Origin of the sequence: Frankia sp. BMG5.23, assembly GCF_000685765.2 — a bacterium.
Lineage (GTDB): Bacteria > Actinomycetota > Actinomycetes > Frankiales > Frankiaceae > Frankia > Frankia casuarinae.
The window spans coordinates 1-13432 of sequence record NZ_JDWE01000034.1; the positions used below are offsets into that span (position 1 = coordinate 1).

13 protein-coding genes and 1 pseudogene are annotated in these 13432 nt (G+C 67.3%); 4 read left to right on the forward strand and 10 right to left on the reverse strand.

All coding sequences use genetic code 11. From position 1 onward, the window contains the following. Positions 1-151 precede the first annotated feature (151 nt). From BMG523DRAFT_RS15075 to BMG523DRAFT_RS26535, 9 genes are all read right to left on the reverse strand, one after another. Entirely contained in the window at positions 152-1492 is a 1341-nt protein-coding gene (locus tag BMG523DRAFT_RS15075; RefSeq protein WP_160323722.1) for a cytochrome P450, read from the reverse strand. Positions 1493-1568: 76 nt separating this feature from the next. Beyond that, the gene (locus BMG523DRAFT_RS25365; protein ID WP_011436295.1) at positions 1569-2183 is read right to left on the reverse strand and encodes a hypothetical protein; all 615 of its coding nucleotides are present in this window, start codon (positions 2181-2183) and stop codon (positions 1569-1571) included. Positions 2184-3545: 1362 nt separating this feature from the next. Beyond that, positions 3546-3716, reverse strand: a complete 171-nt coding sequence (locus tag BMG523DRAFT_RS25370; RefSeq protein WP_023841971.1) for a hypothetical protein — start codon at positions 3714-3716, stop codon at positions 3546-3548. 539 nt (positions 3717-4255) lie between these two features. Then, entirely contained in the window at positions 4256-4855 is a 600-nt protein-coding gene (locus tag BMG523DRAFT_RS15085; RefSeq protein ID WP_023841970.1) for a PIN domain-containing protein, read from the reverse strand. 5 nt (positions 4856-4860) lie between these two features. Next, on the reverse strand, positions 4861-5385 hold the full coding sequence (locus tag BMG523DRAFT_RS15090) for a helix-turn-helix domain-containing protein (RefSeq protein ID WP_011436292.1): 525 nt from the start codon (positions 5383-5385) through the stop codon (positions 4861-4863). Between the two features lie 170 nt (positions 5386-5555). Beyond that, the gene (locus BMG523DRAFT_RS15095) at positions 5556-6563 is read right to left on the reverse strand and encodes a DUF4037 domain-containing protein (RefSeq protein ID WP_235463168.1); all 1008 of its coding nucleotides are present in this window, start codon (positions 6561-6563) and stop codon (positions 5556-5558) included. Positions 6564-6795: 232 nt separating this feature from the next. Beyond that, entirely contained in the window at positions 6796-7659 is an 864-nt protein-coding gene (locus BMG523DRAFT_RS15100) for a GNAT family N-acetyltransferase (RefSeq protein ID WP_011436290.1), read from the reverse strand. A 111-nt stretch (positions 7660-7770) separates the two neighbouring features. Continuing rightward, the gene (locus BMG523DRAFT_RS15105; RefSeq protein ID WP_011436289.1) at positions 7771-8406 is read right to left on the reverse strand and encodes an ATP-binding protein; all 636 of its coding nucleotides are present in this window, start codon (positions 8404-8406) and stop codon (positions 7771-7773) included. Between the two features lie 84 nt (positions 8407-8490). Continuing rightward, positions 8491-9090: a hypothetical protein gene (locus BMG523DRAFT_RS26535; protein ID WP_235463170.1), complete on the reverse strand. Its 600-nt coding sequence runs from the start codon at positions 9088-9090 to the stop codon at positions 8491-8493. A gap of 346 nt (positions 9091-9436) precedes the next feature. On the opposite strand from BMG523DRAFT_RS26535, the gene BMG523DRAFT_RS15115 reads away from it, so the two are divergent. From BMG523DRAFT_RS15115 to BMG523DRAFT_RS15130, 4 genes are all read left to right on the forward strand, one after another. Then, positions 9437-10723 (forward strand): aminotransferase class V-fold PLP-dependent enzyme, encoded by a 1287-nt coding sequence (locus BMG523DRAFT_RS15115; RefSeq protein ID WP_235463171.1) that lies wholly within the window; start codon positions 9437-9439, stop codon positions 10721-10723. A gap of 212 nt (positions 10724-10935) precedes the next feature. Then, on the forward strand, positions 10936-11154 hold the full coding sequence (locus tag BMG523DRAFT_RS15120; protein WP_035730384.1) for an antitoxin: 219 nt from the start codon (positions 10936-10938) through the stop codon (positions 11152-11154). After that, positions 11151-11561 (forward strand): type II toxin-antitoxin system VapC family toxin, encoded by a 411-nt coding sequence (locus BMG523DRAFT_RS15125; protein WP_011436119.1) that lies wholly within the window; start codon positions 11151-11153, stop codon positions 11559-11561. The genes BMG523DRAFT_RS15120 and BMG523DRAFT_RS15125 overlap by 4 nt, the downstream gene beginning before the upstream one ends. Positions 11562-11960: 399 nt before the next feature. After that, complete coding sequence (locus BMG523DRAFT_RS15130; RefSeq protein ID WP_011436118.1) at positions 11961-12650, forward strand: response regulator transcription factor; 690 nt, start codon at positions 11961-11963, stop codon at positions 12648-12650. A gap of 300 nt (positions 12651-12950) precedes the next feature. Here BMG523DRAFT_RS15130 and BMG523DRAFT_RS25375 read toward each other — a convergent pair. Next, a pseudogene (locus BMG523DRAFT_RS25375) lies at positions 12951-13432 on the reverse strand (hypothetical protein); the annotation flags it as partial.

The following is a 13432-nucleotide window of genomic DNA, read 5'->3' on the forward strand; positions in this document are numbered from 1 at the left end:
CGTGAACGTCCGCCGCTTCGCCTTCGGCTCGACCTCCGGGTCAGGCCGCGGCCGCTCGGGCTCGTCATCCACCCGACCATCATCGACCAGGCCCCGCCCGGCCGTCAGCACCATCGCCACGATCANCCCCNCCCTNCCCGCCATACCTAGCCTAGACTGACGATGACCTCTGTCTCACATCATCTTGGCAGGTAGGGTCGTGCCCCGCGCTGGACAGCAAGAGATGCACGAAGCTCCCCCTGGGAATTTCTGTTCCGGCGAGCCGCATGTCCTCGACGGCGACCCGCATGGATGCCCAGGCGGCCGAACCCTCGAAGCGCAGCATCTCCTCGACCGCGGCGGGAATCAGCTCGGGAGTGGTTCGGAGCAGGTCGAGCTGGCCTGGGTGGCCGAGTAGCAGAGCAGTCCCATTTCCTATCAGGTTCGCGACCGTCTTGTGGCCCGCGATGAGCAGGAGGAGAATGGTGGAGAGGAGTTCGCGTTCACTGAGTGCGTCACTGTCTGCCGCCCTTACGAGCTCACTGAGCAGGTCCTTCCGCAGATCCGTGCGGCGTCGGGCCACCAGCCGGGTGAAGTAGTCGGTGAATTCCTCGGTCGCGGCCTTCAGCTCGGACTCCGCGTGCTGGAAGGGATCCTGGCTGAGAATGTAACCCCACTCGAGAAAGAGTGGTCTGTCCTGGACAGGTATCCCGAGATACTCGCAGATGACAGTGAGTGGAAGCGGCAGGGCAAACGCGCCGAGGAGGTCGATCTCACCGGGCGCGGGGAATGTGTCGATGAGATCGTCGACGACATCCTGGATGCGGGGGCGGAGGTCGGCGATCGCGTTCGGCAGAAATGCCCGGCTGATCGGCCTCCTCAGCCGGGCGTGGTCGGGAGGGTCCGCGAATCCCAGGTTACGCACCATGAGGAGGCTGCTGGACAGAGCCCTGTCGCGAAACCTGGGAGGTAGGTTCTCCGCTTCCTTGGACAGGCGCGAGTCGGTGAAGGCCTCCGCCACGGCCCTGTGGCCGAGAACGGCGTATGCCTCACTTCCCGGAGGATAGTTAATCTGGTGGACGGGGCATTTCGATCTGAGCTCGGCGTTCGTCGCGTGCGGTGATGGGCCAGGATTGAGGAAGAACTCCGAGGGCAGAACCTCTGGCACCTTCGGCTCCTGGACCGCCGGACGAATGCTACCTCCCGCCACTGCAGGTATTATCCAGACCACGTCACTTTCCTCGACGCGGGTCTCGAGATTTTCCAGGCCTCTGATGTCGTTGTCATTTCGATAGACGTTGATATACCGTCGGACCGACCCCTGGCCGTCCATGATCTTGTCGATGAGCCCGGGCAGGCACTCGTTCAGGTCGGCGAACACCTCGCGAATGTTCTCGCCCTTGGCAGCGACCTGCCGCTGCCCGCCGGACAGCGCCCGGAAGGCCGCTGGTATCTTGATGGTAACCATGGGCGGTGGAAGACCCTCGCGAGCGCCGTTCTGCGTTCCGTTCATCCTGTCTCCTCCTCTGGCCTGTACCGAGGCCACGCGATTGACGCGTCGTGTCTTCCGAGGCCGCCGCGGTGGACCGTCATCCCAGTCCGAACTCATCCCGGATCTGCGACGGGATGTGTAGGTCGAGCTCTGCGCACCGCTCTGGCCCTGCTTTCCATGCGGCGACCCGGTGTGCGAGGCCCTGACGGCCCGCGTGGACATACCAGATCAGGTTGACCGGCCAGGAGGACTGACGGAACAGGTACTCATCCATCCGGGTCGGCTTCTCGCTCAACCGCTGCGTCCGCTCATGCTGAGGTCCGATCTCATGCCAGTTCGGATGAGAATGAATCGAGCCGATCAGCTCGAGACCCGCCGCCTCGTGCTTTTTCACCGCCTGAAAGACGTCCTCGCCGGAGCACCAGAACCCGCGGCCGGGGTTCCTGTACACGTCGCCGAACTGCGGTGCGATTACATCTTCGAACTCGGCTATCACGTCCGCGTCGCTGTCGCGCACATTCTTCACGAATTCGATGTCGCCGATCGTGATCCCGTGGCGATTGTCGACACCGAACAGGAGGCCGGAGGCACGCGGTAGATGAGTTGGCACACCATCGGCGTTCCTACTCGCCAGGCACCGCTGATACTCCTCCACCGCGTGGTCGACGAAGCGCTTCGCGGGTTCGGGCTCGATGTAGGCTTCGTTCGACATCCTCGTGATCATCCCTAGGCTGGCCGTCCTGTCCTTCGGTTCATGACCTGGAGTACGCTACGTGCTGGTGGTTGAAGCCTACGTACGATGATCTCCGGCCTCCGATCAGCCGATTAGCTTGTCCGGATTCTTGTTCCGGCGTGACCAGGTCTTCCGTGCCTACCTGGTGAAGAGTTCCCGAGAATGGGGTGCACGAATTCAGGGCATCGGAAAGTGAAGACCTCCGATGGTCTATTCGGGCGGTACGAATTGACGCGTCTTCTGACGGTCAGTCGACGCCTAGCGACACGCTACACCTGGCGATGGCGCATGACAAGGCCAGCGCAATGCTCGACTCATCGAGAGGCGGGAATTGCGATCTCTTCCGGCTACTGAAAGTAAACGCGGTCCGTGACCCTTTGCGCATCCCATTAAGCGGATGTCGATATCTTCCGGCACGTCGATATCGGTATGTCGAGGGCCGACGCCGCAGCTAGCCTGGGCCGACTCCCGGGCTCTGATCGTCGCGTCCCCTCTCATCGATGGCGTATAGATGAGAGCTTCCTGTAGCTGCCTGCGGGCTCCGGGGACCTGTGATGTCATCAGTAGTAAGCAATGAAGTTCGAAGGGCTCTGCCTTCGGTCGGCGTCAACCTTGGGCGTCGCCCTCGCCCTACCTGCCAAGATGATGTGAGACAGAGGTCATCGTCTGGCGAGTAAGGTGCTTCCGCTGAACGCTCGGGTCGTGAAAGTTCCCACCGAACTTTCCTCACCTTGTGAATTGGGAATATGTGATTTGGACAATTGCCAGCCACTGTTTCGACGCCTTGCTCGTATGGGTGGCCGGATGGCCTGGCCGGGAGGACGCAGATCCTCTCCACTGCTGATCCGGAGTAGAGGCTCCCGTTGACCGGTCCGGAGCCGGCCCGTTCCGCCGGCTGATCCGGACGGCGGCCGACCGCGGTGCGACGACGGAGGCAGACGGCTGCTGGCTCGGCAGTGTTCGTCCGCGGCTGCTGGTTCGCCCGTCGCTGATCGCGATCTACGGGTTACCAACCTGATCCGGCGTCCAAACCGGCCGGCTGCTCTGGGTGTTTCGCTCGGCGGACGCCCGGATCGGCGACTCGCCAGCCTGGTTGCTCACGCCGGCCGCTACCCGGCGACGGTGGACCGACCAGGTGCCGAGCGTGGGCGGCATCCAGTCCCGATCTGATCCTCGTTGGCGGCACCGTCCAAGAACTACCGGTTCCCGACGAAACCGCAGGTCGCGATCCACTGCGTGCCCGCCGCGCGCCGCCTGGTCGCGCGCGCCGCCCCCACCTTGTCCGGGCAAAGAGAAACCCCGGCCTGGACCCAGGCCGGGGCGCTCGTGGTCTCGGAGGGGTCAGCCGGCGGTCGGCACCGCCGCGGTCTCGTCGACGACGGCGAACAGGCCACCCTCGACATCGCGCCAGTCGCTGACGGGGCGGACGTCGAGGGTCGCGAGCAGCTTGTCGGCGCCCTCGCTGGGGGCGGAGAGGTCCATTCCCGATGCGATGGCAGCGCTGGCCGCCATGCTCAGCCCGGCCTCAGCTCCCGCCGCTGGCCGCGCCACCTGACCGGCTGGCCTTCGCCGCCAGAACGGCAACCCGGCACAGGACACCGGACGGCTGCGTCTCGGGCGCGGCGATCCGTGCCGGACGCCGAGAGTGACCGCATGAGCCGGTCGGCGTAGGAGTCCCGGCATTGCGCGAACCAGCCGCTCATGCATGACTACCTGTGGCGATGGACGCAGACAGCCAGGCTCGATTCATAGGTCAAAGCTATCTAGCCGGGTCGGAGGCTATTTACTCTGCGTGGTGGACCATGTGCACCAGCATCCGAATCGACTGATCTTGGTTGTAGGCCCTGAAATCGCCATCCGGCCGGTCGGCACTCGGGCGCTGACCAGGGCCGATTCCCAGTGACCGTCCGACCGGCAACATCGACAACCGGTTCGAACGTGCGTTCCGCAGACCTGGTGGTTCCTGGCACTTCCGCCCGTCTGCTGACCGTCATTGCGGGGGTTGTGGTGCGGGCGAGCGACCAGACATGCGCTGAGCCCGGGCCACGTCGCTACGGAGCCGGTCTTGCCGTCTGATCGAGTGCAACGAGAAGGCGTGCGCCGAATGCCGGGGCGCCGTGGGCACGCAGGTAGGTAGCGATGTCGTAGGCGGTCAGCGTGGGGCCGGATCTGCCGGTCCGGGCGGCGATGGCACGAACGGCCTTGACGACGAGGTCCGGGTGGAGGTCGAGTTCGTCAAGGAAGAAGTCGTCGAGGGACTGGCGAGTCAGGGGCATGGGAAGCGCGGCGGGTGGAAAGTCCGTGAGGTTGTCGGTAACGATCACGTCGGCTCGGCCGGCCATGGCGGCGGCGACGACGTGCCGGTCGTCGGGGTCAGGGAGTTCGATGGTCGGCACGAGCCGTTCCCAGCCGGTCACGGGGGCGTCCGGGAAGGTGGTCTTCATCTGCCGGAAGAGGCGGGTGAGGTAGGCATCGGCTTCTTCTGGTGACACGCCACGCTTGGCGAGCAGCGTGCGCAGGGTCCGTTCGAGCTCGTCCAGGATCTCGCTCGACCAGAGCGGCCGGTAGGCACCGGTGCTGGCGATCTCAAGCAGCATGTCGCGCGCCCTGCTGGGCACGAGGACGCAGGTGTCGAGTAGCGCTGAGAACATCCCGGTCAGCCTTCGGTCTTCTTGCGTGCGGCTTTCAGTGCCGCCCGGGTCTCGTCGGGGCTGACGTCGTAGAGGCCGAGACGCTCGGTATCGGCGACCATGTCGGCGAAGGCGAGGTCGGCGGCGTGGCGTTGGCGTCGGCGGTACTCCAGGAGGTCGTCGAGGCGGACCTTGCGGTGGCGGCTGGGCTTCTCGAACGGGATGGCGCCGCTCTCCAGCAGCCGAACCAGGGTGGTGCGGGAGATACGGAGCAGGTCCGCGGCTTCCTGGGTGGACATCGTCAGATGGTGCGGCGCCACCGTGACGGCTAGGCCCGCCTTCATCGCCGCGGCGACCTGCAGAAGGACATTGAACATCGGCTCGGGAAGCTCGACGCTGTGCCCGTCCGGGCCGGTGAGCCGAGGTCGCGGGTCGGCGGTCTGCCGGCCGCGGTCGCGAAGCGCGGCCAGGAAGTCGATGATCTCACCGGTGTCCTCGCCTGGCAGGTACGTCTCGTCGTGGAGCGGTTCGGGTCGGGTGGGTGAGGTCATGAACGGCCTCCAGGACGATCGAGGCGATCGGGGCGATCGGCATGCTCGTTTCGCTCGATTCTACGCCGACCATGCGCTGGTAGCTATCCACCGACGGCCACCGCGCCCATCCCCAGCTCGAACGAGGCACCCCGACGTCCGCGCGCCGTCGGATCAGTGCTCCGGAACATTCAGGACCAGAGGCCAAGGAGGGCTGCGTAGTCGCGGCGGCGGTTCGGTTGAGTGAGGATTTCGACGCTGTCGGTAGCCTGGTCGATCGCGCCGGGGAGATGGCCAAGCGGGCCGTCGGGTTGGTGTCCGAGCCGGGTGAGGAGGGCCCGCAGCCCCGGATCGCTGATCGCGTCGGTCAGCACGCGGGTGAGGCGTTGCGCGCCGAGTACCTGGATGTTTCGGGAGTGAAAGCGTCGCGGCGCGGGGTCGACGGGCTCGGCCAGACCGAGCCGGTTGGTGGCGGTGGCGAGGTGACTGGCCGCGGCGCACAGCGCTGCTTCGCGGTCCCGCCACCGCGGCGCATCGAGCGCGCGGCCCAGGTGCTCGCCGACCTGGTCCGCGAGGGTCAACTGCCCGAACGCGGTCATCAGCCATTTGCTGTACGGGGCCCAGCGGCATTCGAGGAGAAAGCCGATCCGGACGAGGTCACGGGCCAGGCGGGCGGCGAGTATGCGCGAGCCGAGGTCGTCGCCCCGGCTGCCGGTGCGGCCGATGAACGGTTCTTCCTGGCTGACCCGCAGCCAGCCGGCTGCCAGGACGTAGCGCCAGACGTCGTCTGGGTACCAGGCCAGCGCCCGGCGCCGCGCGGTGAGCAGATCGAGCGGGTCGTGCAGGACCACACCGGCTGTGAGACTGGCCAGGATCTGGGTCGGGGCCAGCAGCCAGTCCGCCAGATCCATCCCGTCGGCCGGGTCGACGCCGAGCCGGTCGACGAAGAACACCCGCGCAGTGGTCACCTCCACCTGGTGATGTGGCCAGCCGTCGTATCGGTCCCCGTCGGGATAGACAACCGGGAAACCGTCGAACCGCGCTGGCAGCCTCTCCATGGCGATCTCGATCGGCGTGGTATCGAGACCTGGCGGGACAAACAGCTGCACGCGGGGGCCGAAATCGTGGTCCGTGGAGACCTCGTCGTCGAAGCCGAGTACCTCGGAACCCTCACCGAGCAACGCGGCAGCGTGGGGCACGCCAGGGATCAGCGGCCGAACTGCCTGTTCGTAGAACCGTCGGCAAAGATCGCGACCGGACACGGCTCTGATCGTAGGGGCGACGGTGGGCTCCGATCGTCACATGGCTGGTCCGAGACCGCGGCTGTGCTGGGTTGCCGATCCGACCGCCAGTCACGCCGCGAGAAGAACCACCGCTCTCCAGGGGAGGTTGACTCAGTGCGCGGCATCGCTGTCTGGATCGCTTTTCCGGTCAGATCGAAGGCGTGGGCGTGCGCTCGTACAGCAGCACGACGCGGTCTTCGACAGGTTCGAAGCCGAGCCGCTGATACACGCTGTTGCTGGTCGGATTGGCCAGATCGGTGAACAACAGGACCTCGCGCGCTCCCGCTTCCAGCGCGGTCTGGCTCACCGCCGCTGTCACCGCCCCGGCGTAGCCTCTTCGCCAGAAGCCCGGCGGGGTATATACCGGCCCGATGCGGATCATCCCGCCTACCGGCCGGGTAATTCCGGCCACCGACACCGGCGCACCGTCGACCTCCCACAGGGTGAAGCCGCCATAGCTGAGACGGTCATCGACCCGCCTCGGGGCGTTGCCGGCGGCCGCACCGGTCTCTTCTTGGAACGCCGTGACCCAGGCCACGAGCAGGTCCTTGTCGGTTGCCTCGGCCGCACGAGGACGACCTGCGGGCTTTGGCTGGGGCGCTGCGAGGTCTCCGAGCCGATACAAACGCTCCCGGCGATGAAGAGATGGCGCGGCAGCTGTCCCCTGGTGCCAGGACGAGGCAAATGCGCTGGCCACCTGCGCTGGCGCATTTACCCCGGACAGCGGCCTTCCGCGCGGCCAGGACGCGACCAGCGACTCGACTGCCCGCGGCGGAACGGTCGTCAGAAGGACGGGATTCGGTGGGGTATGCACGAATGCGCTCTCGATGGGTCCGCCAGCCTCCAGCCACCAACCGAACAGGGGAGCCGCATCCCCGAATGCCGCCATGCCACGCGCTTGGAGCGTCTCGGCGACGGTGACCAACACGGTGTTCTCGGCCAGCTGGGACATCAGAAACTCGCCCGCCACCGCGAGAAACTCCTCAATGCTTCCGGTCATGAACCAGGCCACGCCCCATGGTCCCTGCTGGTGCCACGTCTGCGCACCCGGTTTTTCGCGAGCCGTCGGGCCAGCGGCTCTGACGCGCTTGCGGCGGCATGGCTGCCGATAGTCGAGTGATCTTCAAGCGTTAAGGCGGATGTGGCGGAGCTGGACGGCGAGTTGGCGTCCCTGTCGCACGAGTCGCCCTGATGTGTCAGGGCTGAGCGTGAACCCCGTGTGGCTTGCGACGTCATCCGCCACGGCGGAGATCGACAGGGTGTCGGTGGGGAGATGACGAGCGAACTCGGGAGCCCGCAGGACGTCGAGGGCACGGTCGAGCTGGCGGGCGCTGAAACTGCGGGACGTCTCACCGCGTCGGTGGATGCGGCGGATCATCGTCGTGCGGTCGGCAAGCAGCGTGACGTGCTCGACGCGGTGCCCGGCGGCGCGGGCCGAGGCCGTCAGCTCGCCGAGCAGGCCGGGGTCGAGGATGGTCATCGGCGCGATCACCGGGTCCTCGGGCCCTTGGAGAGCAAGGTGGAGCATTTCGCTGACCGCCTGGCGCCACAGGGGGACGTCGCGGAAGTCCATGCGCCGGGGCTTCGGGAGCATCCGGCGCATCGCGAAGCCGAGGTGCTCGGGGTCACTGATGAAGCTTCCGGGCAGTCTGCGGTGCAGGTTGTGGGCGACCTGGGTCTTCCCGACGGCGTTCGGACCGTTGATCCAGATGAGGGTCGGCACCAGCCGAAGAATAGTCAGGCACGGGCAGACCAACATCGCCCGCCACACGCCACGACGGCCGCCCGCAGTTTGACACAGCGAATGTGAACGGCCCGGGGGCTCGGCCAGCCTGTGTGGCTCTCATGTAGTGGCGGTCTCCGTGCACCGCGGCACGAGCAGGCCGCCGATCCCCAGGACGTCGTCGAGCAGCCGCCGCACACGCTCGACCTCGTCGGCGGTGCAGTCGATCAGTACCTTGACCTCCACGTCGCGCTTGCCCGGATCCGCCGTCACGAAGAATCCCACCACACCGGCGCCGGCGGCGCTGCCGCGGAAGACGTCCATACCGCCGCCGTCCGCGGCCACGGTGCCCTCCAAGTAGCCGTAGTCGACGGGGTACACGGCCCGCGGCACCCGCGGGTGCCTGCTGCCGGCCGGGCGGTCCACCACCAGCCGCGAGGTGGCCACCAGTTCGTCGAGGTTGCCGAAGAAGTGTGCGCGGGAGGTGTCAGACATGATCTCCGCCGCCGAATCGAGGACGTCCACGAGAGAGGCCACAGACACGAAGCGGTCAGGGCCATGTACATTGTCCTGCCGGCTCACGGTCCCTGCCGGCTCACCCAATACGGCGGCGCCGGGGGTCCGGTCCGGGTCCGGGGCCACGACAATGGCGGACGGCATCTGGACGTGACTGTCCCCTTCATCCCTGTCCAGGCCCTCGGCGAACAGATTGCCCCGCACGTTCTTGGTGCTGACCCGGTCGCTGCCGGTGGCGACGACGGGTGTCGTCGCCGGAAGTCGCCGCTACGCAGTACCTCGACGAGGCGGACGCGGTTCGCACGGCGGCAAAGTGGTCGTCCAGCCGGGGCTCGAACCAGCGGCCGAGGTCCTGACCAGCACCGTTCCACAGAGCCGGACCTCAAAGTGATAGATCGCAAACCGCATTCGTCCAGGTCGGATGCATGATCAAAAAACTGGTGGAGCGGGTGGGACTCGAACCCACGACCGACGGAAACACCGTCGCAACCACGACGTCCATACCGTCGGCACGGTGCCGCACGCGTCGTCGAGGTGTCACCCTGTTCCCGTGGACACACCGTCGATCCATCAGCCCCGCCAGCGCCGGTTCACCGACAGCGACGATCCCGGGCCGAACGAAGATCCCGAGCAGCTCCGGCTCTTCCACCGCTGGCGTGCGGCCCGGTCACCGTCGTCGGTGGTTCATCTCGACTCGGCCGGCGCGGCCCGCCCCAGTCGGGCCACGATCGCGGCCGAGGCCGCGTACCTGGAGCGCGAGAGCGCACTCGGCGCGTACGCCGCCGAGGTGGAGGCAGGCAGCGGGCTCCACGCCACGCGGGCCAGGCTCGTCAGCCTGATGGGCCCGGGACTCGACGCTGATGACCTGAGCTTCCACCATTCGGCGAGCGCGGCTTTCGCCAGCTTGCTGATGGCCTGGCGGCTCCCCGCCGGGGCGAGGATCGGCGTGGTACCAAGCGAGTACGGGTCCAACATGCTCGTACTCGCCGCCCGGGCGCTGCGCACCGCGGTCTCGCTGGTCGATCTTCCCGTCGACGAGACCGGGGTCATCGACGTCGAGACGCTCGACCGGGCCGGAGTAGCCTGCGCCGACGCACCCGGGCGCATCGGTCTCGCCGACCTCGACCTCGTGGTGTTTCCGCAGGTGCCAAGCCAACGGGGCATCGTTCAGCCGGCAGCCGCGATCGGTGCGCGCTGCGCGGCCGAAGGCGTCCCCCTGGTACTCGACGTGGCGCAGTCCCTCGGCCAGGTCGAGGTGCGCCAGACCGCGGCCAGCGCCTATATCGGAACGTCGAGAAAATGGCTCTGCGGGCCACGAGGAGCAGGATTTCTCGCCGTCCGGAAAGGCAGCGTCGATCTTCTTGATATCGCCGTGCCGAGCCTGCACAGCGCACGCTTCGACCGCAACGACCGTCCGGTTCCTCTCCCCGGACTGGCCCGGCTCGGGATAGGCGAGGCGGCGACCGTGTCCCGCATCGGCCTGGGGCAGGCCGTCACGGAATTGACGGATTCCGGCCCGTCACTTGTCTTCGCCCGCATCGCGCGGCTGGCCGGTCAGGGAAGACGCCTTCTCGACGGGGCCGGCGGCTGGCGGGTGCGCGAGGACCCAGATTCACCGTGCGGCATCATCACCATGCAACCGCCCCCCGGCACCGATCCGGTGGCCGTCCGGGACCGGCTCTACCGAGAGGACCGGGTGCTCACCAGTGCCATCCCCGTGGAGCGCTCCCGGGATCTCACCGGGCCGGTCCTCCGCGCGAGCGCGCACGTCTATACCGATCCGGCGGAGTTCGAAAGGCTGGCCATGGGGCTCGAACGCATCGCCTACGATCGTTGACGCCCCGGCGGCCACCTGCCCGCAGGCCGACCAGCCAGCGCGTCTTCGGCTGTCGCCGCCCTCGTACGTGCCGCCAGCACCGCCGCCTCATGCCACAGCGTGCCCGCGCTACCGCCATCTGACCGAGTCGGCCGCGGACACCTGGTATATACTATCGATAGCTATCATGTGCGGGAGGCGTTGTGGCGGACACGGCGATCGCGAGGCTCTTCATGCACGGCAGAAGCCAGGCAGTGCGGCTCCCGAAGGAGTTCCGGCTGCCCGGTGACCGGGTGCGCGTCCGGCACATGGGAGACGGCGTGCTGCTAGAGCCGATCGCGTCCGATGTCGACGCCTGGTTCGCCGAGCTGGACCGTTTCGTGGACGTGCCGCTGTTCGAGGACGGCAGGAACCAGCCGCCGACGCCCGCCGGGGAGGACTTCTTCGGGTGAACTGCCTCCTGGACACCAGCACTGTGGTCGCACTGCTGCGGAACAAGCCCGTCGGCGTGCGGGAACGGTACCGGGAGGCCGAAGCGTCAGAGGATTATCTCGCGCTCTCGTCGGTCGTCTTGTTCGAGCTGTGGTACGGCGTGGCGAAGAGCGCTCAGGTGCCGGAGAACACCGAGCGCCTGCGGATACTGCTCTCCGGTGACCTGGACCTGCTTGACTTCGATGACGAGGATGCCCGTGCTGCCGGCGAGGTGCGCGCCGTCCTGGAGAAGGCCGGGACGCCGATTGGCGCCTACGATCTGTTGATCGCCGGGCAGGCACTGCGGCGCGGGCTGACAGTCGTTACGGCGAACACCTCGGAGTTCAGCCGGGTCACCGGCCTGAGCTGGGAGGACTGGACGAGCTAGCCGTCGTCGGCGCCCGCTGCCGGGGTCGTGCGACAGCACGGTCGGCCTGGCTCCAGGCGCGCCGCTGGCGTAGCACCCATTGCCCGCGCCGACGCCGACGAACTCGCCACGAGCCGCTAGCACGTCCGAGCCGCGCTCGGGCGTGGACGGCCGACGATCTACGATCGTCTTCTGATGGACGTGTCCCTCGTGACGCTCGCCACGCTGGGCCCTCCCCATGCTCCACCAGCTACCCGGTGGGGATCTGCTGAAATGGTTGGCGTCGCTGGATGCGGTGTCCCCGACGCACCCAGCGATCGGTGGCGCCCCCACGCTCCGCCAGCGGGCACCAACGCCCGTACGGCCTGACGAGGTCTGTCGCCTCGTGGCCGGCAAGTCCGGGAGAACGACTGGACCAGCATGAGCGTAGCGAACGGAACCACAGTACCCGCAGTACCTGGCGCCATCACCGTGGCGGCAGTGGACGATCACCCGATCGTGCTTCGCGGCCTCGCGGACCTCCTTCACGACGTCGAGGACTTCAGGCTGATCGGCACCGCCCACTCCATCGAAGCCCTGCTGGCCGGTCCGGGGCGCGGCGCCCAGGTGATCCTGCTCGATCTCGATCTCGGCGATGGCACCGCGCCGCCCCATAACATCCAGCGGCTGCTCGCGGTGGACCGCGCGGTCGTGGTTTTCAGCGCCGCGGCGGCTCCCGCGACGGTTCGCGACGCGATGCGCGCCGGCGCGTCGGGCTTCGTCCCGAAGACCGACGACATCGAGGATCTGGCCACCGCGATCCGCGCCGCCGCCGCGGGAACGGGGTGGATCTCGCCGCAGCTGGCATTCCTGCTGCTCACCGATGACGCTACGGACAAACCGGATCTGTCGCCCAAAGAGGTAGAAGCACTGCGTCTCTATGCGACCGGAATGCCCATGAAGACGGTTGCCCACAAGATGAACGTCTCCCCGGAAACGGCGAAGCAGTACATCGATCGGGTCCGGTCGAAGTACCGCAAGGCCGGGCGGGACGCGAGCACCAAGGTCGACCTCTACAAACTCGCGGTGGAAGACGGTCATCTCAACCCCGGTGCCGAGGGAACGGCCTGACCGCGCCACCAGAGTGATCACGAGGAGGTGGACCCGGCGCGCGCCCTCGCGCCACCCCCCGCACAGCGGGAGAGCGCGCGCCCGATCAAGGAACGGAACACCTCGGCGGACATCCCCTGGCCCGGCGGCCTGTCCTCCCTGTGTCCCCTTGCCTCCCCCGTGTCTCCTTGACCAGGAATATCCTCGCGGACAATGACGATTCGGTCATGACCCACATCCACCGAATCCGTTGTCCCCCGTCAAGGGGTCAGCGGAAGGACTTCGAAGCACGACCGCCGAGACCGGATCGATGCGGACAGGTCATCTTCGAGGGGGCTTCGTCCTCGGCTGGAGCAGCATCGCCCCGATCAGGGCGAGGAGGCCGGCGCCGAGGCACACCGTGATCCCTGCCTGTGGACGGATCGAGATTGCATCCGCGGAAATCGCGCGGAACGATGCGAGGGTCGGCGGCCCGTAGACCCGGTCCAGAGCGGTGATGATCACGATCAGAACTGCGATGATTCGGGCGAGGGCGACATCGATCGCACCGGCAAGCGGCCGACGCACCAACCGTCCCACCCCGATGGCACCGAGTGTGACCGCCAGGACACCGACGATGCGCCCGTCTCCGACCACAAGACCGCTGAACGTACGTGTCTCGTCGCCGCTGGACATCTCGCTCCACGGCAGGACGGAACCGATGCCGGCGCCGACGGCCGCCAGCACCACCATCAGCGCGGCGACCGGCCGGGGCGCGGTGGCCGGCGGGAAAGCGGACGGCGTCGGTTGTTCGGACGGCGTCG